A 23,327-nucleotide genomic window follows, 5' to 3' on the forward strand; every position below is an offset into this window, starting at 1 on the left:
GGAGATGCAAACGGGTGATTAGCTCAGCTGGGAGAGCGTCTGCCTTACAAGCAGAATGTCGGCGGTTCGATCCCGTCATCACCCACCACTTCCGAGATACTTGCGAAAGCAAGAGGTAGGCTGAAATGCCTCCACCGACGCGCAGCGGTAGTTCAGTCGGTTAGAATACCGGCCTGTCACGCCGGGGGTCGCGGGTTCGAGTCCCGTCCGCTGCGCCATATTTTCCGAGTCAGGTCCGCCCTGATTCGAGATTGAAAGAGAGATTGAAAAGTCTCAGAGCTTTTAATCAGACGAGTTAATTGAGCGTCAGCTCAAAGCGATACGCAGCGGTAGTTCAGTCGGTTAGAATACCGGCCTGTCACGCCGGGGGTCGCGGGTTCGAGTCCCGTCCGCTGCGCCATATCTGCCCCGAGGCCCGCTGAACGCCTTGGAGCTACGAAGAAACCGTTGGTTACTTCGAGTCGATAGCAAAAACCCTGGTCGAAAGACCGGGGTTTTTTGTGTCTGCGATTTGGCAATCTGCCTGAATACCTCGCTCAGCCCTGCAAATACACCGCGTGGGTATGGGTGTATTCGTACAACCCGTGTTTGCCATCCGCGCCGCCGATGCCGGACTTGCGCACGCCGGCGTGGAAACCCTGCATCGCTTCGAAATTCTCGCGGTTGACGTAGGTTTCGCCAAAATCCAGCTCGCGCATCGCCTGCAGGGTTTTGCTCAGGTCGCGGGTGTAGATCGATGAGGTCAGGCCATAGTCGCAGTCATTGGCCAGGGCGATGGCTTCGTCCAGGTCATCAACGATCTGGATCGGTAGCACCGGGCCGAAAATCTCTTCGCGCATGATCTCCATATCGGCACGACAACCGGCCAAAACGGTGGGCTGGAAGTGGAAGCCATTGGGCAGGTCAGCGATTTGCCCACCGCTGATCAGGCTTGCGCCCTGGCTCAACGCGGTGCGGACTTTGCGATTGACGCTGTCCAGGCCCTGACGATTGATCAGCGGACCCATTTCGACGTCGGGCTGTGCAATCGGGTCGCCATAGCGGGTCGCGCTCATGGCCGCTGCGATGCGCTCGATAAATTGATCCGCCACCTTGCGCTCGACATACACCCGTTCGGCGCAATTGCACACCTGGCCGCTGTTGATGATGCGCGAATCGCGGATCGCCCTGACCGCCAGGTCCAGGTCTGCATCCGCCAGCACAATGGCCGGTGCCTTGCCGCCCAGTTCCAGATTGAGCTTGGTGATGTTTGGCGCGGCGGCGGCCATGATCCGCGAGCCGGTTTCGACGCTGCCGGTGAAGCTGATCATGTCCACGCCTTTGTGCGCACTCAGTGCCGCGCCGACTCGGCCGTCACCGCAGACCACGTTGAACACACCGGGCGGCAGGTCGGTTTCGGCCACCAGTCGGGCAAATTCGAAGCAGTTGTTCGGGGTTTCTTCGCTGGGCTTGATGACGATGGTGTTGCCGGTCAGCAGGGCCGGGGCCATTTTTCGGGCAATCAGGAAGAAGGGGAAATTCCACGGCAGGATCCCGGCCACCACGCCCAGCGGTTTGCGGAACAGGAAGATGTTTTCGTTCTGGCGGTCGCTGGTGATGATTTCACCTTCGATGCGCCGCGCCCATTCGGCCATGTAGTCGAGGTAGTCGGCGGTGAAATTGACTTCGACTTCGGCCAGGCCACTGATCTTGCCTTGCTCCAGAGTGATGGTGCGCGCCAGGTGCGAGACGTTTTCCCGCAGTTTGGCGGCGATCCGGCGCAAGTAGCCGGCGCGGTCATTCGCCGGTTTGCGCGCCCAGTCTTTCTGCGCGGCACGGGCGGCAGCGAGGGCGCGGTCGACGTCCTCGGCGGTCGAGGCCGGGACTTTCGACAGCACGGCGCCGGTGGCCGGGTTGATCACATCGAGGTGGGCAGCGGTGGCCACGAACTGGCCGTCGATGAAGTTTTCGTAAACAGGCACGGATGACATGGTGCGACTCCTTGGCAGATCAGTAAGTGCGTGACGGCGCTTGGGTGGTAGCGGGTTCGCGGTAGCGGGCGAGGGTGGCCATGGCGCTTTGGCGCAGCAGGCTGATGTCGATGGCCACGGCAATGAACTGGCAGCCCCAGTGCTGGTAGCGGCGGGCGTCTTCTTCGTTGGGGGCTAGAATCCCGCAGGCCTTGCCGGCCGCCAGCGTGGCGTTCACGGCGTGTTGAATCCGCTCCTGGACTTGCGGGTGACCGGGGTTGCCGGCATGGCCCAGGCCGATCGACAAATCCGCCGGCCCGATAAACACCGCATCCACGCCCTCGACGGCGGCGATCGCTGCGACGTTTTCCACGCCGATCCGCGATTCCACCTGTACGATCAGGCACAGTTGTTCATGGGCGGTATTCAGGTAGTCCGGCACACCGTCCCAGCGGGTGGCGCGGGTCAGGCCGCCGCCGACCCCGCGAATGCCGTGGGGCGGGTAGCGCATGGCGCGCACCAGTGCCTGTGCCTGCTCGGCGGTTTCGACCATCGGGATCATCAGCGTCTGTGCGCCGATATCCAGCAGTTGCTTGATCAGGTTGGCATCGCCATTCACCGCGCGCACTACCGGCGCGGTCGAGTAAGGCGCCACGGCCTGCAACTGGGCGAGTACACCGGGCACGGTATTTGGCGCGTGCTCGCCATCGATCAGCATCCAGTCGTAACCGGTGGTGGCGACGATCTCCGCGGCGTAGCCGGTGGCGAACCCGGCCCAGATCCCGTACCGGGTTCCGCTGTTGTTCAGTGCGGCCTTGAACGCGTTGTGCGGCATGTTCATGTCGAACTCCTTTCTCAGCGGTTATACGGCCGATGCAGTTGGCATTCCGGGTTGAGGGTCACGCCGAAACCAGGCTGGTCGAGCGCGGAAAGGCGCATGCGGCCATTGACCGGCACCGGTTCGCCGAGCAATTGCGGGTGGAACATCGGCACTACTTCGTCAGCCTTCGGCGCCATCATCAGGAATTCGGCGAACGGGCTGTTATGCCGGGTGGCGACGAAGTGGTAGCTGTACACCGAAGAACCGTGAGGGATGACCAGCGAGTTGTGGGCGTCGGCCAGGGCGGAGATCTTCACCAGTTCAGTGATGCCGCCGCACCAGCCGACATCCGGCTGGATGATGTCGCAGCAGCCCATCTCCAGCAGCATGCGGAAGCCCCAGCGCGTGGCTTCGTGTTCGCCGGTGGTCACCAGCATGCCCTTGGGCACGTTGTTGCGCAGGGCTGCGTAGCCCCAGTAATCGTCCGGCGGCAGGGCTTCTTCGATCCATTTCAAGCCATATTCGTGGGCGCCAACCGCCAGTTTGGTGGCGTAGTTGAGGTCCAGGCTCATCCAGCAATCGAGCATCAGCCAGAAGTCCGGGCCGACGCGTTCGCGCATGGTTGCCAGTTCCTCCAGATTTTTGCGCAGGCCTTCCTCGCCTTCCGCCGGGCCGTGGTGCAGCGGCATCTTGCCGCCGATGAAACCCATTTTCTGCGCCAGGTCCGGGCGGGCGCCGGTGGCGTAGAACTGCAACTCGTCGCGAACCGCACCACCGAGCAACTGATGCACGGGCTCCTGGCGGATCTTGCCGAGCAAGTCCCACAGCGCCAGGTCAACGCCGGAGATCGTGTTGATGACGATGCCCTTGCGCCCGTAGTACAGGGTCGACTGGTACATCTGGTCCCAGATTTTTTCGATGTCGGTGACCCGGGCGCCTTCGAGGAAGCGCGCCAGGTGCTTTTCGACAATGTAGGCGGCAGGCTCGCCGCCAGTGGTCACGGCAAAACCGACGGTGCCGTCGCTGGCTTCGATTTCCACCACCAGGGTGCCGAGTACGTTGATGCCGAAGGTGCGGCGGCTCTGGCGGTACTCGGGGTATTTGCTCATCGGCGTGGCAATGTGATCGTCGATCCAGTGGCCGTCGGCCTGGTCGTGATAATCCGCGCCGCCGCCTCGCAGAGTGAAAGCGCGGACGTGTTTGATGGTTGGAATGCCCATGGTGTGACTCCTCAGGTTTAAACGGTGGCCGGTTTGTTCGAGGCTTTATGGCCGGGTGCGCGTATGCCCAGCACCAGCAACGCGGCGATGACGGTGGTAGCGGCCAGCACGTACAAGCCTGCTGCCGGTGAATGGAAGGCGCCTTCGGCCCAGTTCTTCAGCACTGGGGCGATGAAGCCACCGAGGGCGCCGAACGAGTTGATCAGGGCGATCCCGGCCGCGGCGGCGCTGCCGGCGAGGTAGCTGGAGGGGAAGGTCCAGAACACCGGTTGCACGGCGATGAAGCCGGACGCGGCAAAACACAGGGCGATGATCCCCAGCAGCGGGTTGCTGAAGGTCACCGAGCAGGCGATCCCGGCGGCGGCCATCAACAAGGTCAGGCAGGCGGTGCGGCGACGTTCGCCGGTGCGGTCGCTGTAGCCGGGAATCAGGTAGGCGGCGAGCAATGCGCAGATCCATGGAATCGCCGTGACCAGGCCGACCATCAGCCCGACCTTGGTGCCCAGCAGTCCGCCAACCTGGCTCGGCAGATAAAACACCACGCCGTAGACGCTGGCCTGGATCAACAGGTAGATCAGGCACAGGTACAGCACCGAGGGTTGGCAAATGACGTTGAGCAGGCTGCGGCCGTGGTTCTGTTTATGGCTGTCTTCCTGATCGAGCAGGCTCTGCACTTGCTGGCGTTCCTCGACGGTCAGCCACTTGGCGTCGGCCGGGCGGTTGTCCAGGTACCAGTAGGCCCAGATGCCCACAGCCGTGGCCATCAGGCCTTCAACGGCAAACAGCCACTGCCAGCCGTGTAAACCGGTAAAGCCGTCCAGTTCCAGCAGCAGGCCGGACAACGGGCTGCCGAAGATGAACGCCAGCGGCGCACCGAAGTAGAAGAAGCCCATGGCCTTGCCGCGCACGGCGCTGGGAAACCAGTAGGTGAGGTAGAGGATCACGCCGGGGAAGAAGCCGGCTTCGGCCACGCCCAGCAGGAAGCGCAGGACGTAGAAGCTGGTTTCAGTGTGGGCGAAGACCATGGCGGCGGAGACCAGGCCCCAGGTGACCATTATCCGGCACATCCACAGGCGGGCGCCGACGCGGTGCAGGATCAGGTTGCTCGGCACTTCGAGCAGTGCGTAACCAGCGAAGAACACGCCGGCGCCGAAGGCGAAGGCGGCATCACTGATGTTGGTATCGGCCTGGAAGGCTTGCTTGGCGAACCCGACGTTGGCGCGGTCGAGGAAAGCCATGATGTACATCAGCAGGAGAAACGGGAGCAGCCGCCAGGAAATTTTGGCGAGCAGAGGCGCGGGTAGAGTCTTCATCGCAGTTTTCCTTTGGTAGGGCATTTGTTCTTATGGGGAAGACTGTACGGCCGCTGATCGATACGTTACAAATCGAATCTAGCTCACAACTGATACCCTCAGGGTATCGATAAAAAGGCCCGCCATGACCACGCCGACCATCTCCCGCAGTCTGCTCAATCGCCTGCGCTACAAGCACCTGCACATGCTGGTGACGCTCAGCACCAGCCAGAACCTGCACCGCGCCTCGCAAAGTCTGAACATGTCGCAACCGGCGGCAACCCGCATGCTCCATGAGATTGAAGACATGTTCGGCTGCGATCTGTTCGAGCGTCTGCCGCGGGGGATGCGCCCGACAGCGCTGGGCCAGGAGCTGATTCGCTTTGCCGAGTCGGCCATCAGTGGCCTCGACCGTTGTGCCGAGGACCTGATGGCGCGGCAGCAGGGCGGCTACGGCTATCTGTCGATCGGTACCATCATGGGCGCGGCGCCAGATCTGGTGATGGATTCGATTGCCGAGATCAAGGCGCTCAATCCGCAGCTGCGGATTCGCATCATGGGCGACACCAGCGACCAGGTGATCCAGTTGCTGGAACAGGGCCGCATTGACCTTGCCATCGCCCGGCGCAATGCTGCCACCGACAGTGAGCATTACGTCTTCGAGCAATTGGGTAACGAACGCTTGCTGGTGGTGGTGCACGCCGGCCACCCGTTGGCCCGGCGCAAAAAACTGGAGATGGCGGAGCTGGTCAGCGGTTGGCCGTGGATCCTGCAACCGGAAACCAGTCCGGCGCGCATCGGTCTGGATCAGGCGTTGCAGCGCCTGGCCTTGCCGTTGCCGGCAGACATCATCGAATGCAGTTCGGTGTACTCCATGCAGCAACTGATTCAGCTGACCGACGCGATCATGGTGCTGTCGGAAACCGCATTGCGCGACTATCTTAAAATGGGCCTGGTAGTGGCGCTGCCGGTGGAACTGGATGTGCAAATGGCGCCATTCGGGCTGCTGTTGCGCAAGGGCGAGCACATCAGTCGGGAGTTGGGGTTGTTCATCGATCTGCTGCGTCGAAAAGTCGCGGTTTTTTGATTTCTTGGTCAGTTTTTGGTTTTCCGCGAAGGCATAAGCCTATAAACTTAACCTTTCGGTCAGCTTTGCACTGTCACCAACAGCCCTTTGCATCGTCGAAAAGGGCTTCTGCAAGACTCGAGATTTCCAGAACATAACCAGAAGGGCGGACCCCATAACCGCCCAGAGGATGATCCATGTCCAACCGTGATATATCCCGGCGCTCGTTCCTTCAGGGCGGGCTGGTAGCGGGTGTGAGCGTGACGCTCACGCCGTTGAGCAGCCAGGCGCTGGCCGCCTTGATGGAAAACAGCGTGACCGTGCCGTCCGAGCAGTGGCTCGGCAATAACGGCAAGGCGCGCGCCCGTAACGATGCCTTGTCCAAGGTCTGCGGCAGCAAAGTCTTTGCCCGCGACATCCGTGCCAAGGACATGCCGGGCTGGCCGCAGCAGCAAGGCCACGCCATGCTGCTGAAAACCATCAAGGCCGACCACATCTTTGCAGGCATCGACCTGTCTTGGCTCGGCGCCGAGTTGCAGCCGGACCGCATCGTTACCGCCGAGGACTTGGTCAAGGACGGTATCGTGTTCCCTGAGGAGCACGCCCCGGATCCACTGTTGCCGGCCGGCAAGGTGCCGATGTTCATCGGCCACCCGGTGGCGATCCTGATCTGGAACGATTTCGAGCGCTTCCGTCAGGCCAAGAACCAACTCAAATTCAATGACAAGGCAATTCGCTACGGCGATAAAGCGCCGTTTTATGAAGGCGATCCCTACGGCAGCTTCCGCTACGTGCGCGTCGGCGGCGCAACCTCGGCGGACGAAGACGAGTTCGCCAGCCTCAAGGATTCGATTCTGTTCCCGATGCTGAAAAACCGTCGTCCGGTGTGGAACTCCCAGCCGAACCTGCACGGCAACCTGACCGAGCGCGGGCTGTTCTACGCCGAGCGCATGAAGCAGCAGATCGACACGCCGCCGGACAACTGGCTGGTGTTCGACGAGCGCTACAAGACCCCGTCGATCGAGCCGGCCGCGTTGGAGCCGGACAACGGCAACGGCTGGTACGACCCGGCCACCAAGACCCTGCATTCGTCGTCGCCACCCAGTGCCCGCTGGAAGCGGCGACCGAAACCGCGAAGATGATCGCACCGTCGCGTTTCGGCCTGGCCAACCTGAACATGCACCCGGGTTACACCGTCGGTTACGGCTCCAAGGATCACAACATTTTCGTCTACTACGCAGCGTTGGCCGCGTTGTACGGCGCCGGTGTGCCGGTGCGCCTGGCCAACGACCGCTACGAGCAGTTCCAGAGCGGCATCAAGCGTCACCCGTTCGACATTCGCTACCAGTTGGCGGTGGACAAAACCGATCACAGCTTCAAGATTTTCCGTTCGGAGATGAGCGTCGACGGTGGCGGGCGAATCAACTACAGCCCATCCGTGGCTGCGGTGGGCGCCACGGCGGCACAGTCGATCTACTACATGCCGCAGAACGATCTGCAGGTCACGGCCTATCACTCCCGCGCCGTTGAAGCCGGGTCGATGCGCGGCTACGGCACCCTGCAGAGCATGGCGGCGACCGAGATGATGGTCGACGAAATCGCCGGTCGCCTCGGTGTCGATGCCATTGAACTGCGCCGTAAAAACGCACTGCGCTCGGGTATGAAAAACACCCAGGGCGCGATCCCGGCCGGTGCCTTGCGCCTGCACGAGATTCTCGACAAAGCGGCCGTCCACGACACCTGGAAAAACCGCGACGCGATCAAGAAACAACGCGAAGCCGCCGATCCGGACAACTGGTACGGGGTGGGTTTCGCCATCTGCCAGAAAGACTTCGGCACCGGTTCCGAAGCGCCGATGGCCAGCATTGAATTCACTGCCGAAGGTCGCATCAGCCTGCGCCACATCGGTATCGAAATCGGCACCGGCATGTCCACCTCCCAGGCCATGGTCGTGGCCGATTTCCTCGGTATCCCGGCGCACGAGGTGAAGACCGGCGAAACCGAATGGAAAGAGTTGCAGCTGATCAGTGGCGGCAACCCGTACATCATGAGCCAGGCCGAGCAGGACAATTTCCTGCGCAATCCACGCTGGGTCGGCAAGGTCGCTTCGGCTTCGTCGGCCACCAACTCGGCGTACTACTTCAGCCACGCCACCCGTGAAGCGGCGCGCGTGCTGTTCAACCACGGCCTGTGGCCGGCGGCGCTGGAGATCTGGCGCCAAGGCCCTTACGGCGGCCAGGCCAACCCTTACGTGGTGCGCCGCGAAGACGCCCATTGGGTCGACGGCAAGCTCACGGCCAACGGCATGGAGCCACTGCCATTCGCCATGCTCGCCAAGCGCGTTCACGAGCGGGGCCTGGTGAGCGGCGCCACCGTGCACGGTTTCAACCGCTGGAGTTGGGCCGAGGCCGAGTTCAGCATCGACGGCGTGCGTGAGCGCTTGCCGCTCGACGGCCTGGCCGTGAAGTACGGCGACGGTGCACCGAAGGCGAAGAAGGCGCAGATGAACAGCGCCGGTTTCCATCTGCTGGATCGGCAGGGCATCGCCTACCCGGCGACCCAGCTGAACAACGCGGCGGTGACTTACTACAGCCCGGTCGCGACGCTGGTGGAAGTGAAGGTCAACAAGGGTTCGAACGAAGTGTCGGTGCTCAATCATCACTCGTGGGTCGAGTGCGGTCGGGTGCTGGTGGAAGAACTGGTCAGGGGCCAGCTCGAAGGCGGGATCGCCATGGGCATCGGCCATGCGCTGATGGAAGAGATGCCGCTGTACGAAGGCGGGCCGGGGGAGGGTGACTGGAACTTCAACCGTTACCGCCTGCCAATGGCGCGGCACGTTGCGGTGTGGAAACAGACGGCGGACATCCTGCCGCCACTGTCGCCAAGTGACCCGTCCAAGGGCATCGCCGAGGTGGTGATGATCCCGGTGGTCGGTGCCATCGGCAACGCCGTGGCCCATGCCATCGGTAAACGTGTCCGCGACCTGCCTATCACTTCTGCACGCATCAAGGAGGCCCTCAATGGCTAACCGTCCGCTTCAACTGACCCTCAACGGTCAATCCGTCGGCCCGGTGGACATCCCTGATGACCTGCCGATGATCGACTACCTGCACGAATACAAGAACCTCACCGGTTCGCGCCTGGGTTGCGGCCAGGGCATCTGCCACGCCTGCGTGGTGATCGTCGACAACCCCGATGGCACCAGCGAAGAAGTGCGCACCTGCATCACCGGCGCACACTATTTCGAAGGCAAGAAAGTGCGGACCATCGAAGGCCATGCGACCCGCGACGAGCAGGGCAAGGTCACCGAGCTGAACCCGATCCAGCAGCGCTTCGTCGATGAATTCGCCTTCCAGTGCAGCTACTGCGCGCCGGGCTTCGTCAATGCCGCGACCGTGCTGGTGGAAAAGCTGCAACGTCAGCCCATCGTCAAAAGCCAGCTGGAAAAAGTCATCGAGGACAGCCTCGGCCATCACATCTGCCGTTGCACCGGGTACGTGCGCTACTACAGCGCCACGCGCAACGTGCTGACCGATCTCGGCCTGGTCAAGGAGGGTTAAGCATGAAGCTTCTACTTAGCCGCCTGGCGTTGGCGGTTGGTCTGGCTGCGCCTGTGGTGGCGGCTCACGCGGATGATGCGCAGGTCAAGCAAGGCGAATACCTCGCACGCGCCGCCGACTGCATGGCGTGCCACACCGCACCGGGTGGCGCGCCGTACGCGGGCGGCCTGCCGATCGTGTCGCCGTTTGGCACGATCTACGGCACCAACATCACCCCGAGCAAAGAGCACGGCATCGGCCTGTACAACGATGACGAGTTCTTCGCCGCGCTGACCGAAGGCAAGCGCCGCGATGGCGCGAACCTGTATCCGGCGATGCCCTACACCTCGTATCACCTGATGCCGCGAGCAGATTCCGACGCGATTCATGCCTACCTGAAAACCGTCGAGCCAATCGAGCGCGCCGCACCGGTTACCAGCCTGAGCTTCCCGTTCAACGTGCGCCTGGGCCTGATGGGCTGGAACATGATGTACGGCAAGGACATGAAGCTGGAGCCTGCCGAGGGCAAGAGCGAAGCCTGGAAGCGCGGCCAGTACATGGTCGACGTGCTGGGGCACTGTGGCGAATGCCACACCCCACGCGGCTTGCCGGGTGCGATGCAGCAGGACAAGCGCATGACCGGCGGCATTCTCAATGGTTATCTGGCGCCAAGCCTGCTGGCCACTGACCTGGCGGCCCGTGGCTGGAATCATCAGGACCTGAGCTCGTTCCTCAAGCACGGCATGAGCGCCCAGGGCACAATGTTCAACGAGATGTTCCCGGTGTTCCACAACAGCACCCAGGGCCTCAGCGATCCGGATCTGGCGGCGATGGCGACCTTCCTGCTCGGCGATCAGCCGCCAGCGGCGAAAGTGCTCACCGAAGTGCCGTTGGACAAAATGAGCCCGAGTGCCCAGCGCGGCCGTCAGGAATATTTGAATGTCTGCGCCGGTTGCCATGCGCCGGGGGGTGAGGGCAAGCCGCACATCGCCGTGGCCATGCGCGGCAACACCACGCTGCGCCTGGAAGATCCGCGCAACCTGGTGCGGGTGATCGACGACGGTATCGGTGAGCAGAAGTTCTCCGGGTTCGAACACATGCAACCGATGCCAGGGTTCGCCGCGAAATTGAGCGACGAGCAACTCACGGATCTACTGAACTACCTGCGTCAAGGGTGGGGCGGTCAGCCGAATGATCTGGCTGTAAACGACGTGCAGAAGTTGCGGGTCGATGCGCCGCCGCTCGAGCACAAGGCCCACTGATATGCAGCATCTCGATCTGCAAGTGGTGCGCCGGGCGCTGGAGTGGTCGGCGGCCGGTCAGCGCATCTGGCTGTGTACGGTGTTGGCCACGTACGGCTCGGCACCGCGCGCACCGGGTTCGCTGCTGGCGGTGAACACGCAGGGGCACTGGATTGGCTCGCTGTCCGGTGGCTGTGTCGAGGAAGACTTTCTCGAGCGAGTCGCCGAGGGTGCGTTTCTGGAGCCGGTCAGCGTTGTTCGTTACGGCGAAGGCGACGACCCACGCTCGCGCGTCAGCCTGCCGTGTGGCGGGGTGCTGGATGTGCTGGTCGAGAAGCTTGATGCCGATTGCGAGGTGCAAGCGCATCTGCGGGAGCTGGAGTCGGCGCTGTTGGGCCGGCGTCGGTTGATCCGCGAGGTTGATTTGCTAAGCGGTGCGCGCAGCCTGTTCGATGATCGTGAACAGGGTGTGCGTATCGAGCGTGAAATCGACCGGGTGCGCGTGCGCGTCGGCGCGGCCCAGCGCTTGCTGCTGGCGGGGTATTCGAGTGTCGCTCAGGCCTGTGCGGAGTTTGCCGTGGGCCTGGGGTTCGAGGTGATTCTGTGTGACCCGCGGGACGAAGTGCTGGAAGGCGTCGCGCTGGAAAACGTGGAGATTCGTCGCCAGCTGCCGTCGGTGTTCATCGCCGATGGAGGCTGTCACAGCGACACGGCGGTGGTGGCGTTGACCCACGACCCACGTATCGATGACCTGGCGATGATGGAGGCGGTTCGCACCGAGGCGTTCTACATCGGTGTGATGGGCTCCAAGCAGACCTCGCAAAAGCGCTTCGAGCGCTTGCGACGAATTGGTGGCTTGGGCGATGCCGAACTGGCGCGGATTCATGCACCGATCGGGCTGAACCTGGGCAGCAAGACGCCAGCGGAAATTGCGTTGGCGGTGCTGGCCGACATCCTGCGGATTCGCAGCGGTATCCCACGAGATCGTCTCTAACCCAAAACCCCTGTGGGAGCGAGCCTGCTCGCGATGAGGTCGTAACATCCAACATATTCGTTGGCTGCTAGACCGATATCGTCGGATCGCCGCCCGGAGCAGGCTCGCTCCTACAACGTATTGCGTGCCGCTTAGTACCCGAACCTGTCGCGCAATCCGTAGTACCAGGCGCCCAGCGCCGCGAACGGGGTACGCAGCATTTGTCCGCCGGGGAACGGGTAGTGGGGCAGGTCGGCAAACGCATCAAAACGCTCGGCCTGGCCGCGCAGCGCTTCGGCCAGGACCTTGCCCGCCAGATGCGTGTAAGTCACGCCGTGGCCGCTGCAACCCTGGGAGTAGTAGATGTTGTCACCCAGTCGACCGACTTGCGGCAGGCGCGACAACGTCAGTAGGAAATTACCGGTCCACGCGTAATCGATCTTCACGTCCTTGAGTTGCGGGAATGCCTTGAGCATCTTCGGCCGGATGATCGCTTCGATATTCGCCGGATCCCGCGCGCCATACACCACGCCACCACCGAAAATCAGGCGCTTGTCGCCGCTGAGGCGGTAGTAGTCGAGCAAGTAATTGCAGTCTTCGACACAATAATCCTGAGGCAGCAGGGTCTTGGCCAGTTCTTCGCCCAGTGGCTCGGTGGTAATCACCTGTGTGCCGCAAGGCATCGACTTGGCGGCCAGTTCCGGCACCAGGTTGCCCAGATAAGCGTTACCGGCGACGATGATGAATTTGGCCCGGACCTTACCCTGCGGCGTGTGCACCACCGGATTCGCGCCGCGCACGATGCGCACAGCGGGCGACTGCTCGTAAATCGTGCCACCCAGGGACTCGACCGCCGCCGCTTCACCCAGTGTCAGGTTAAGCGGATGGATGTGGCCGCCACTCATGTCGAGCATCCCGCCGACGTACTGATCGCAAGCAACTACTTCGCGGATGCGGCGTTGATCCATCAACTCAAGCTGGGTGTGACCGAAACGCTCCCACAGGCGCTTCTGGGATTCGAGATGACCCATTTGCTTGGCGGTCATCGCGGCGAACACGCCACCGTCCTTCAAGTCGCACTGAATGTTGTACCTGGCGACCCGCTCACGAATGATTCGCCCACCCTCGAACGCCATCTGCCCCAGCAACTGGGCCTGCTTGGGACCGACCGTGCGCTCGATGACATCGATATCGCGGCTATAGCTGTTAACGATCTGGCCGCCATTACGCCCGGACGCCCCGAAACCCACCTTGGCGGCTTCGAGCACCGTGACCTTGAAGCCGTTCTCCAGCAGAAACAGGGCAGAGGACAGCCCGGTATAACCGGCGCCAATCACACAGACATCGGTCTCCACGTCATCCTGCAGCGCCGGGCGCGGCGGAACCGCATTGGCCGATGCGGCGTAGTAGGACTCGGGGTAGGGAGTGTTAGCCATCCGGCAGCCTCTGTTTAATATATTTTACGAGTGCGTTGATCCTACCCGAGTTGAAAATCGCCCGCCAGCCACCCGGAAAATCTTCTTTGCACGCGCAAAATTAAATATTTTGCATATTCATAGGGTTAGCTCGAAAAAAGGTGTTGACACCCCTCCGGAATTCCGTAGAATGCCGCCTCACAGCAGGCACGTAGCTCAGTTGGTTAGAGCACCACCTTGACATGGTGGGGGTCGTTGGTTCGAGTCCAATCGCGCCTACCAAACAAAATCCGCTCTGCTGGGCGGTCTAGAAGGGCTCACCGAAAGGTGGGCCCTTTTTTGTTGGTGCGCCAGGCATGGCGCGTTGCGCGTAAGCGCAACCAGCTTGGCTGTGGTGGCCACGCTGGTGACTTGGAGGTGAAAGTCCTCTACACACCCGGCAAGGGGAAGTGTTAGCCAGAGGCAAGGGTGTCGCGGGTGACTGCGAATCTGAAGGAAGCCCGAGGCAAAATGCTGGCCTGACGAACAGGAAGCGGATAGAGGCGGCGCAGCGGGGTAAGAAGGCCAATATCTTCAAAGCCCGATACTTGCACGGAACGCTGCGACGTAGATCCGACAGGCATAAGCAGGAAGGTCGCGCGAATTACCCTGGGAGATCTGTTTAGCCTGCCATGTGCTACCGGCGTCGCGAGATGACGGGATGGGCGACAGAAGTCAGCAGAGGCCGTAGTAGTTGCTCGAAACCGGAGTGATGAAGGGCTGAACCTGCCATGAGTGGATAGTCGGGTGTGATCTCTGTTGGAGCGTAAAGCAGAAACTCCGCGTAGCGGAGGTCAAGACCATTAGGAGGTAGGAGCCGGAAGCTCCGAGGGCCGGTCTGGGCGCTTAGATACCGCAGGCGACACATCAACGGAACCAAGCTCGCTGACGTTGTTTGTCAGTAGGCAGGAACCGCCGTATACGGAACCGTACGTACGGTGGTGTGAGAGGACGGCGGGGGCAACCCCGCCTCCTACTCGATTCTGCGATTTGCAAAACCCTCACTCAAAACGCCAACTCGGCGCCCATCTCCAGGTACTCGATGTTCTTTTCGTCGTGCCCCTCCTGATAGTGCTTTGTCATCTTCTCGTCTGCATGTCCCATCAGCGCCTGAATTTACTCCTGTGGGAAATTCTGCTGTTCGTACAGCCATGGCGGGGCGTTGTGCGACTCAATTCGGCTACGCATCACCGTTGCCCGGGCCTCCTAGGTCGGCGGCGAGTACGTGCCGCGCCAAGCCTGATCGATGCCGATGTTCCGGCCGATGTTCGTGCTATCGGCGCTGGAGAGCGGCAGGTGACCAAAAATTGCCGGGTCAAGCATCCGCAGGCCGTGAAGCTTGCACATGGGGCGCCCGTCATGGAGCGTCCTATGCCGGGGCATGCCCGGGCGGTGGAGGGGTGGGAATCGTCTATAGTTAGGGGTCCAGCCAATGGAGGTAGATATGGAATGCCTAATTTGCGATGAGCCTGCTTTGGACGTCAATGCTGGTGATGATTACCAGGAAAGAGCATGCACGAAGTGCGGACACTATCGAATTACCCATACAGCGCTTGTTTGGATGGAAACCCATGGCTGGCGATTCGACGTGAAGCTGACTCGGGCCTGGCTCGCACATCAACAGGGCTCGGGGCTGATCCCAACTATTGATTCGCAGCAGGCTAGCGTTCTGATCCAGGCTTAAGCTGCCGCCTCTATCATCTTCCTTTCTCGCCGGCTGGCGTGATTCGTTGAAGTGGGGGTATTTGTGGGCCTGACTTTTCAGAGGTGGCCCATGGAATGGTACGAATCGCTTTTTTTGCAGATATGTACGCACGCACTATCCAGAGCGCGAGTCGCTGATCTGCGTAGGCAGGACAGAAAACTCAACCTCGAGCTTAATCAGGCTCATGAGATCGTCGCTTCTTACAGGAAGGGTGTTGCGCTCGTGTTCAGCCTTGTGCGCCGCTCGAGCTTCTTTTGTGGCCCCTTTCTCTGGCTAGGCCGCGTTGCGCAGGGCCCGCCGTATTCGTCCGGGCGCCGCCAATCAACGTCCAGATCCCGGCTATCGCTGATCTTCACGCCACCGACGTAGCTGTCACTGCCTGAGTACATTGGAGAACCCGGGCCGCCGAACACGTCGTTGAGCTTTTCCCGTTTAGCGTCGAAGCCCGCTTTCTTGGCTTCCCGGTCGGAGACGGCAGCCAGATCGAAAACGCACCGTTGTCGAAGATGAACGACTGGCAGACATCAGCGACAATGCCCATGTCGTCTTGGCGCGGGATCGACACCAGTGCATGCCGCCCGGCAAGGAAGCGAGCCCCGTCCTGTCGGGTTTCGCCGATTGGTGTGTCGATAAGTATTCACACGAAGTCCTCGCCCGCATTCAACTGCAGGCTCAATGTTAATTTTGTTCAGGATTGTGTTCGGGACACTTGGCGCTGCGCTGGGTAAAGTTATGACCGCTCGCCCGGCCTGGTGTGTTTCAGATGGATTACTGAATGGCCAGCAACTGGTCAGGGTGGGCACCAATTCAGGCAAGTTGAAGGCGACAAGCCAGCTAGTTCAGCTTCTGCATAACACCGACGCTGTTAAAGCCTCCGGTGATCCTGGCAACCCAAGCGTCTGGCTCGGCTGTAGATCCTGCCGCGCGGGCGAGGCCTCGCCACGCTCCAGTCATGTTGCAAGAGCCCGAAACTGTAATCATGATGCCTCCCAGGCCGGCGAAATACTGGTTAAGATTTGAGATCAAGCACGATCTCGCATTAATTTCTAACGAGCCGCCATCCACAGTAATCTGACCGAATGAGCCATTGGTTCCGATATCAATGTATTTGCGCTTGCAGCTGCTTGCACTTTTCCAACACATGTCTCCCTGCAAGCAATTAAAAATAGTGCAATTAGTGGGCGCTCCGTCGTACGTTTCGTCGAGAATTTCACTGAAGTAGTTCCAGTCTTCATTTCGCATGCCGGTGGACATTATGCGGTCCACGGTTTATCCAGTCGACTCCGTTATTGTCGCGGGAAACCGAAGCATTATTAGATACGTTAGTTACGTACTCAGTGTAGCGGCCACCACGAGTGCCCCATACGATTACAACGTGATCTATTGTCGTATAGGCACCATAGGCGCAGCATGCCCGGCCGATATCGTTATTTTCTCTGTTGCCATTGACTTGAATGTTTCTTGATTCGAACCAAGAGGGCGCCCGGCTATCTATTGCAACTGGCAGGCCGGCGCGGGTAAAGGCCGAGAAGTTTTCAGATGTCACAAAGTTTACGTTTGATTCCGCTTGCTATAGCAGGATAGGTACCAAGGGGTTCTCGTCCAGGATAATTACCCCCCCTTGAAATGACCTGGGTGCTTGCTACGTACGTTCAAGCCCCAAGCAGCGCTGTTCCGCCAGATGGGCCGAGAGCAGCAACTGCTTGTGCCGCGAGGTACGAAAGGAATAAGAGAAGATTCCTGGTCGGGATCAATCAGGACTTTTACATGTGGAATAATTTCAGCCAGTTGAGTTGATTCGCTATCAGTCATATTTACCTCTAGTCATGTCGACCCCAAGACAATGTTGTTTAAAGTTTCCTTAAGTTTGATGAAGTACGTCCAACTTGGCGGAGTATAAAGCCAGTTGCGGCGCTGCTGCGGTGCAGGACGATTGGACTACCAACAGCCTTCTTGTCGCTCTTGTGGGTGACGGGCATTGCGATTGATTCAGGCAGGCGTCACTAACGAAGGAGTCTATAGAAACTCTTGTTTTTTTTACTCGTCTTTAACATTTTTCAGGCGCCAAATAATTGAACTTTGGAGTTGATTGAAAAGCGATTGGCCTTAGCACGATTTATTCATACGCGTCACTACAAACTCAGCCATAAGTAAGAAAACGTCCAACTAGAACAAGCGGCGAGGAGTACTGCAACCCGACAAAAAAGCCAAAATACTGACAACAAAAAACAGTCACATTCTCCCAATTAAGTCGGTGATATATCATGATCAAGATCATGGCCTACTTTTTAATTGGAGCTGTAACTGCAGGATGCAACGGCATCGTAAAACCCGACTTTTCGGGTCCTGCCAATAATTCATACTTTTCAGTCTACTCGGGGTTTCCCGCACCGTATCTATACATGGCCTCGGCCGTGCAATGGAACGATGACTATGCGGTAACCACCCGCCACACTCCGTTCATCCCCAACGTGAAGTACAGTTGCAGCACAGGCTGCGATCTCGTCTTCATCCTGCACAAGGCCAACGGCCACTACCCATCATGGCGCGCACCGCGTGTGGGCGAGAGCATCACTGCCGTTGGGGCGAGTCCTTACCTCATGACCGCTACCGGGAAAGGCAAGGTGTATCAAACGCCGTTCGTCAATGCCGATGAACACAGCGGTGATCTCTATGCCATCCATGATGCCCCGCTGGTCAAGGGTATGTCGGGTGGGCCGGTCCTCACCAGTGACGGCTGTATTGTCGGCATCAATATCGGTTTCTACTCAACCACTCTGAACGATGTGAGCAATAACTCCGGCGTAAAGGGGGCTGAGAGGATCAGCATTTTTATTCCTTACTCGATCATTCAGCGCGAGTGGGGGATATTGCAGGCAAAACTTGATGATCCACACGGCGCGAGGTACGTGGTGAAGTAGCTTTTAGCTATCAACCAATTGGTCATCGTGTCTATCAAACAAAATCCGCTCTACCGGGCGATCTGGAAGGGCTCACCGAAAGGTGAGCCCTTTTTTGTTGGTGCGCCAGGCATGGCGCGTTGCGCGTAAGCGCAACCAGCTTGGCTGTGGTGGCCACGCTGGTGACTTGGAGGTGAAAGTCCTCTACACACCCGGCAAGGGGAAGTGTTAGCCAGAGGCAAGGGTGTCGCGGGTGACTGCGAATCTGAAGGAAGCCCGAGGCAAAATGCTGGCCTGACGAACAGGAAGCGGATAGAGGCGGCGCAGCGGGGTAAGAAGGCCAATATCTTCAAAGCCCGATACTTGCACGGAACGCTGCGACGTAGATCCGACAGGCATAAGCAGGAAGGTCGCGCGAATTACCCTGGGAGATCTGTTTAGCCTGCCATGTGCTACCGGCGTCGCGAGATGACGGGATGGGCGACAGAAGTCAGCAGAGGCCGTAGTAGTTGCTCGAAACCGGAGTGATGAAGGGCTGAACCTGCCATGAGTGGATAGTCGGGTGTGATCTCTGTTGGAGCGTAAAGCAGAAACTCCGCGTAGCGGAGGTCAAGACCATTAGGAGGTAGGAGCCGGAAGCTCCGAGGGCCGGTCTGGGCGCTTAGATACCGCAGGCGACACATCAACGGAACCAAGCTCGCTGACGTTGTTTGTCAGTAGGCAGGAACCGCCGTATACGGAACCGTACGTACGGTGGTGTGAGAGGACGGCGGGGGCAACCCCGCCTCCTACTCGATTCCTGGATTTCTTGCAGAATGTTCATGACATCGTAAAGGCCATTGCGGCTCTGTGTGTTGGCGGTGTCATGCCTGCCAGTACCTAGTGGCGCTGCCAGTGGCTGCAGGATTGACCACGCAATGGATCGCTATTTGTACGGGGTGGGCGAAGGCGCACTCGGGACAAATGCGAACAGGGCTGGAATCCCTTTAAAGGCGTGCGCTGGTAATCAATTCTGCAAACAGGGCTGCAGGGTCATAATTGACGTATGACCCTGTGTTAAGACCGGATCGAATGTGCTTAATTTGCATCCGACTCCCCCGTATTCTTTTGTTGGCACCTGAGTGGGTAGCGGTACAACAACTTGCTCAATTGACTTTGACGATCTCGGGCGGGCTCCACGTCCCTTTGCCGGGAGGCAGGATGGAAGGCGTTTCCGTCTTCGGCCAATACAGCCGCATCACGAGGTAGATCAGATCATCCGGTGCAGGCAGCCAGTTGCGTTCCTTGTCCGCACCGGGCGAATCCTTCTGGATGTACAGCGTCAACGAGCCGTCCGCATTCTTCTTCATGTCGGGCAGCATCGGCGAGTTGATGAGGTAGCGATTGATCGGATTTTTGATCAGCAGTTGCGACTTGCCGTCGTACATCGTCACCGACCAGAAGGCATTGACTGGCGGGAGTTGTTCGGCGGGAAAGGTGATGGTGTAGTTGTGCTTGCTGCCGTCGAGCGACTCGTCATTAGGCAGGGTTTTGGACAGCGGATACGTGGCTTCCTCGGCATCGTTGGCATAGATGCCTGCTTGCGCGACGGCAGCACGCTTGAGCCAGTCGCCGTTGTAGAAGGCGCTGTCGCCGCCGGCACCGGCAATGTTCCAGCCATTGATCTTCGTGCCGAGATTCTTTATCCCATCCTCGACCTTTACATGCCCGGCTTGCATGCCCTGAACCACTGCGGCCTTTTGTTCGGCGGACAGATCCTGGAAGTTGAAGTCCTTGCCGGCGCCAATGCCGATACGGGCAAGTTTCGCGCGGATCGCCGCTTCATCCGGTGTAGCTGGGGCGAGCTGCAAGGCAAAGTCGAGATACTTGAAGAAGTCGGTCTTCACGAGGTTCTTGTTGATCTTCGGGAAGTCGATCGTCGGGGCGGCCGGTGGCGCAGGCTGCTTGAGATAGGTGGAAAGCGGCTGAGCCTTGTAGCCTGATTGGATCGCTACGACATTCGGCATGTCCGCCGGGTTGAAGAGCTGGGTGCGAAAGACTGCGAAGGGGAGTTGCGTGCGGGAACGAAACACTTTCTTGATGCCCTGCGGAGTCGTGCCTTTCCAATCGGGGCCGACCACCATGTAATCGCCGGCTTCATTGCCGGTGGCGCGGCTGCCGATGTAACCGAAGTTGTAGGTGTTGCCGTCTATAAGCTGCACCGTGTAGTACCGCGGCTTCTCGACCGCTGGCACCGATAGCACTATCGGCTCGCTGCGCAGGTCCATGAACAGCATGGAATATGGTGTGTCGCTGTTCGGCGAGATGATGGCCGTGTCCTTGTATGTAGCGACGTGATGCAGGCTGTCGATTTGGTTGAACGGCGCCTTGAACTGGCTGGAGTTCTTGTCCACCGCATAGTCGTACATGATCGCGTAATTCATCACGATGGGCAGGCCGTAGACGTAGCCTTCCTCGGCGATGGCTTTCGTTTCGGCGGGAGTGATGTCCGTTGCAAGGGCGAGCGTAGATCCAAAGGAGGCGAGCAATACCAGTGCACAACCAACGGCTCTCGGTAGTGGGGTTTTCATGAACCTGCATCTCCATTCGTCAAGTCGGATGAGTGAGTTGGTCAACTAACGACTAATCAGGCGCTGGCGTTTGCTCAAGGCATGAGCTCGCACAACGCACTTGTTTTATCTAAAGATGCTCACTGCTACAGACAGCGCCTGCTGTAGTGCCAGGCTTGACAATTACAATGCTTGCGCTTGAAGGACCGCGTTTGTTTGCTCGTACGGCAAGGAGCATAAAACCCTTACTAGTACCAAGAATCATTATTGGTTTGTGGGGAAGCTGACTGTGGGGTTATGTTTAGTCTATGGATTTTCAATCCACAAGTAATTGCGTGTTATTTGCTGAGCCTGGCATCCAGTTGGCGGTCACTTCGCTGTGTTTGAAAGATGAGATGCCCGAATGAGTAAAATAGGACGGTACCTCCAAGCTCCCTACGACCTGGAGGTGGCGCTCGCTCAGTTCGGTCGACTTTTGTGCTTTTTCCTTGGCCATTCTCGCGTGGTTCATTGCGATTTCGTTGAGCGTTGACACGTTACATCTCCCGGTGACTGACCAAGCGTATCGCTGGCGTCTTTAAGCATTGATTGAATGGCCGCTGCGTCAAAATCATGTCGTTCCGGCGCTGCTACGCGCGATCTGTGCAAGCCCCAAGCCACGGGTGCGGGCGAATTCCTCGTTGCGTTTTGGCAGGCGACGAATGGCGGGCCACTGTGAGTGATGGCCAGGATTCTTGGTCATTCGGGCGTAAACTAGTAGTGCTGCCTCATTGAAAGGAGCCGCCTATGAACGTCGATCAAATCATCAAACCGGCATCTGTGGACAAGGCTGTCTGGGATCAATACTTCTGCGCTGCACTGATTGCCGAAAGCAATTTGACTGCCCCGGTTGTTGGCGGGGCTACTCACGAAGACAGGCAGAACCTGTTGATCGAGAGGGCCAAAACCCTCGCCGACAAAATGATGGAAAATCGAAAATAACCAGAGCCCAGCCGTCGCGCTGGGCTCTTCACATGCGCGGATATGCACCGATGCTGGTGATGTGCGCGTTGTGGGTCAAACGATCAACTCTACCTTGCCGCTTGCCAGGCGATAGATACCTCCCACGATTTTCAGCGCGCCTTTGCTCTGCGCATCAGTCAGCAGTGGCGAGGCCTGTTTCAGGCTGTTGACCGAATTTTTGACGTTTTGCGCGGTGGCGTTTTCCATCAAGCTTCCGGGTTGCTTGAGCACTGCCTCGACGGCTGACTTGAGTGCATCAGTCAGTTTCGGGATATGGCCGGGGAAAATCGTCTGATCCTTGACGGCCTTGATACCGGCCTCGATGGCGCCGCAACTCTCATGTCCAAGTACGAGAATCAGCGGGGCACCCAGTACGGCAACCCCGTATTCAAGACTGGCCAAGCCTTCCGGGGTAACAAAGTTGCCCGCGACGCGGATGGAGAAAAGATCGCCTCGTGCGGTGTCAAACGCATATTCCGGTGCAATGCGCGAGTCAGAGCAACTCAGCACTGCCACGAACGGATTCTGACCGGACACCAAGGCCTCTCGCTCGGCCTTGAAATCATGAGTCTTGGACGTACCGCTTACATATCGTTCATTGCCCTCCATCAGTCTTTTCAACGCCATATCGGGACTGATTACGTTTTGAGGTTTGGGTGGGGCTGTCGCTTTTTCGGCTGCCTGGATGATCTTGCCGGGCAGTGTGCCGGTCAGCAGCAGGGCGCCTGCGCTCAATCCGGCAAATTGAAGAAAACGACGACGGCCTGTTGTGTTTGAAGCAGAGCTTGAATCACATGATTCACACATGATTTTGTTTACTCAGTTCAGTGCGGTGAGAGTGAGTTGCTGTCGGGGCCGGTACTGCCACGGACGCTCGATACCAGCGCAGTGGAGTCTAGTTGGTCTGTCATTTTATGTTCCGGACATTGTCCGCAGATGCCGTGCAAGCAGCCATTTCATGGGCTACTACTGACAGGCTCATACAACTTCGACCTGGCAGGAGTTTCTCGATGCTGACTCACTGGTTTCTGGCGGCGGTTCATCTTCTGGCATTGGCCTTGGGATTTTGGGCGGTGTTGGTTCGAGGCACGGCTTTTCGGCGTTTGGCCGACGGGGCGGCAGAAGTGCGCAGTGTTCTGATGGCGGACAATATCTGGGGTATTTCAGCTGTCGTTTTACTGATCAGTGGGGGGATGCGAGCGTTTGGCGGGTACGAGAAAGGCACGGACTATTACCTGCATCAGCCGCTGTTTCATCTGAAGATGACGCTGTTCGTCCTGATCTTGCTGCTGGAAATCGCACCCATGGTGACGCTGATCAAGTGGCGGATAGCGCTGGGCCGTAAAGTGGCTGTCGATACCGGCCGTGCGAAGCTGTTTGCACGGATCAGTCATATCGAGGCGCTGCTGGTGCTGTTGATGGTGGTGGCGGCGACTGGCATGGCACGTGGCGTGATGCTTGGTTAACCACGCAGCGAACGCGTCCTTCCCTGGGGTAAACCAGAAAAGTCTGACAGCAAAAGAGTGGAGCTTGCCGCTAGTATCGGCCCCTGGGGTTTGAGTGGGGGCGCAAGCGGAGGGCGATGGGGTGATGAATCTTTAGCCAGCCGTGGTTCCG

17 protein-coding genes, 4 tRNA genes and 1 pseudogene are annotated in these 23,327 nt (G+C 59.2%); 12 read left to right on the forward strand and 10 right to left on the reverse strand.

Annotation, left to right across the window (positions count from 1 at the left end; all coding sequences use genetic code 11):
* Positions 1-12: 12 nt before the first annotated feature.
* The 3 genes from AC3ITY_RS10120 (at position 13) to AC3ITY_RS10130 (ending at position 400) form a co-directional block, all read left to right on the forward strand.
* A tRNA-Val gene (locus tag AC3ITY_RS10120) sits at positions 13-88 on the forward strand.
* Between the two features lie 53 nt (positions 89-141).
* Positions 142-218, forward strand: a tRNA-Asp gene (locus tag AC3ITY_RS10125).
* 105 nt (positions 219-323) lie between these two features.
* Positions 324-400 (forward strand) — tRNA-Asp (locus AC3ITY_RS10130).
* Between the two features lie 136 nt (positions 401-536).
* Here the strand turns inward: AC3ITY_RS10130 and aldA are convergent.
* Genes aldA through AC3ITY_RS10150 form a run of 4 tightly spaced genes read right to left on the reverse strand, consistent with a single transcriptional unit; the run spans position 537 to position 5,302 of the window.
* Complete coding sequence (aldA, locus tag AC3ITY_RS10135; protein ID WP_489308787.1) at positions 537-1,970, reverse strand: aldehyde dehydrogenase; 1,434 nt, start codon at positions 1,968-1,970, stop codon at positions 537-539.
* Between the two features lie 19 nt (positions 1,971-1,989).
* Positions 1,990-2,790 (reverse strand): aldolase/citrate lyase family protein, encoded by an 801-nt coding sequence (locus AC3ITY_RS10140; RefSeq protein ID WP_223454305.1) that lies wholly within the window; start codon positions 2,788-2,790, stop codon positions 1,990-1,992.
* Positions 2,791-2,804: 14 nt separating this feature from the next.
* On the reverse strand, positions 2,805-3,989 hold the full coding sequence (gene rhmD / locus AC3ITY_RS10145; RefSeq protein ID WP_489308789.1) for an L-rhamnonate dehydratase: 1,185 nt from the start codon (positions 3,987-3,989) through the stop codon (positions 2,805-2,807).
* 17 nt (positions 3,990-4,006) lie between these two features.
* A complete protein-coding gene (locus AC3ITY_RS10150) occupies positions 4,007-5,302 on the reverse strand; it encodes an MFS transporter (RefSeq protein WP_223454309.1) in 1,296 nt (431 codons plus the stop codon).
* A gap of 124 nt (positions 5,303-5,426) precedes the next feature.
* On the opposite strand from AC3ITY_RS10150, the gene AC3ITY_RS10155 reads away from it, so the two are divergent.
* The 5 genes and pseudogenes from AC3ITY_RS10155 (at position 5,427) to AC3ITY_RS10175 (ending at position 12,121) form a co-directional block, all read left to right on the forward strand.
* The gene (locus tag AC3ITY_RS10155) at positions 5,427-6,368 is read left to right on the forward strand and encodes a LysR family transcriptional regulator (RefSeq protein WP_223448423.1); all 942 of its coding nucleotides are present in this window, start codon (positions 5,427-5,429) and stop codon (positions 6,366-6,368) included.
* A gap of 176 nt (positions 6,369-6,544) precedes the next feature.
* A pseudogene (locus tag AC3ITY_RS10160) lies at positions 6,545-9,375 on the forward strand (xanthine dehydrogenase family protein molybdopterin-binding subunit).
* The gene (locus tag AC3ITY_RS10165) at positions 9,368-9,907 is read left to right on the forward strand and encodes a (2Fe-2S)-binding protein (protein ID WP_007982256.1); all 540 of its coding nucleotides are present in this window, start codon (positions 9,368-9,370) and stop codon (positions 9,905-9,907) included. The pseudogene AC3ITY_RS10160 and the gene AC3ITY_RS10165 overlap by 8 nt, the downstream one beginning before the upstream one ends.
* A gap of 2 nt (positions 9,908-9,909) precedes the next feature.
* Positions 9,910-11,148 carry a c-type cytochrome gene (locus AC3ITY_RS10170; protein ID WP_489308792.1) on the forward strand — a complete coding sequence of 413 codons (1,239 nt, stop codon included), beginning with the start codon at positions 9,910-9,912 and terminating at the stop codon, positions 11,146-11,148.
* A gap of 1 nt (position 11,149) precedes the next feature.
* Positions 11,150-12,121: an XdhC family protein gene (locus tag AC3ITY_RS10175; RefSeq protein ID WP_489308794.1), complete on the forward strand. Its 972-nt coding sequence runs from the start codon at positions 11,150-11,152 to the stop codon at positions 12,119-12,121.
* A gap of 131 nt (positions 12,122-12,252) precedes the next feature.
* Here AC3ITY_RS10175 and AC3ITY_RS10180 read toward each other — a convergent pair whose 3' ends face one another.
* Positions 12,253-13,536, reverse strand: coding sequence for an NAD(P)/FAD-dependent oxidoreductase (locus tag AC3ITY_RS10180; protein ID WP_489308796.1), 1,284 nt, complete (start codon positions 13,534-13,536; stop codon positions 12,253-12,255).
* 184 nt (positions 13,537-13,720) lie between these two features.
* On the opposite strand from AC3ITY_RS10180, the gene AC3ITY_RS10185 reads away from it, so the two are divergent.
* A tRNA-Val gene (locus AC3ITY_RS10185) sits at positions 13,721-13,797 on the forward strand.
* A 1,662-nt stretch (positions 13,798-15,459) separates the two neighbouring features.
* Here AC3ITY_RS10185 and AC3ITY_RS10190 read toward each other — a convergent pair.
* Complete coding sequence (locus AC3ITY_RS10190; RefSeq protein WP_489310823.1) at positions 15,460-15,780, reverse strand: hypothetical protein; 321 nt, start codon at positions 15,778-15,780, stop codon at positions 15,460-15,462.
* Between the two features lie 313 nt (positions 15,781-16,093).
* The gene (locus AC3ITY_RS10195; protein ID WP_223454321.1) at positions 16,094-16,513 is read right to left on the reverse strand and encodes a hypothetical protein; all 420 of its coding nucleotides are present in this window, start codon (positions 16,511-16,513) and stop codon (positions 16,094-16,096) included.
* A gap of 1,010 nt (positions 16,514-17,523) precedes the next feature.
* Between AC3ITY_RS10195 and AC3ITY_RS10200 the strand changes: the two genes are divergently transcribed.
* Positions 17,524-18,180 carry a trypsin-like peptidase domain-containing protein gene (locus AC3ITY_RS10200; RefSeq protein ID WP_489308798.1) on the forward strand — a complete coding sequence of 219 codons (657 nt, stop codon included), beginning with the start codon at positions 17,524-17,526 and terminating at the stop codon, positions 18,178-18,180.
* 1,124 nt (positions 18,181-19,304) lie between these two features.
* Here the strand turns inward: AC3ITY_RS10200 and AC3ITY_RS10205 are convergent.
* Both AC3ITY_RS10205 and AC3ITY_RS10210 read right to left on the reverse strand, forming a co-directional pair.
* Positions 19,305-20,729, reverse strand: a complete 1,425-nt coding sequence (locus AC3ITY_RS10205; protein ID WP_223454325.1) for a DUF1254 domain-containing protein — start codon at positions 20,727-20,729, stop codon at positions 19,305-19,307.
* Between the two features lie 295 nt (positions 20,730-21,024).
* Complete coding sequence (locus AC3ITY_RS10210) at positions 21,025-21,243, reverse strand: hypothetical protein (RefSeq protein WP_223454327.1); 219 nt, start codon at positions 21,241-21,243, stop codon at positions 21,025-21,027.
* 251 nt (positions 21,244-21,494) lie between these two features.
* On the opposite strand from AC3ITY_RS10210, the gene AC3ITY_RS10215 reads away from it, so the two are divergent.
* Positions 21,495-21,689, forward strand: coding sequence for a hypothetical protein (locus tag AC3ITY_RS10215; protein ID WP_150727129.1), 195 nt, complete (start codon positions 21,495-21,497; stop codon positions 21,687-21,689).
* A gap of 75 nt (positions 21,690-21,764) precedes the next feature.
* Here AC3ITY_RS10215 and AC3ITY_RS10220 read toward each other — a convergent pair whose 3' ends face one another.
* The gene (locus AC3ITY_RS10220) at positions 21,765-22,517 is read right to left on the reverse strand and encodes a carbonic anhydrase (protein WP_223454329.1); all 753 of its coding nucleotides are present in this window, start codon (positions 22,515-22,517) and stop codon (positions 21,765-21,767) included.
* Positions 22,518-22,720: 203 nt separating this feature from the next.
* Between AC3ITY_RS10220 and AC3ITY_RS10225 the strand changes: the two genes are divergently transcribed.
* A complete protein-coding gene (locus AC3ITY_RS10225; RefSeq protein WP_489308802.1) occupies positions 22,721-23,176 on the forward strand; it encodes a DUF2214 family protein in 456 nt (151 codons plus the stop codon).
* Positions 23,177-23,327 lie beyond the last annotated feature (151 nt).

It is taken from the genome of Pseudomonas sp. GL_091 (genome assembly GCF_057837725.1).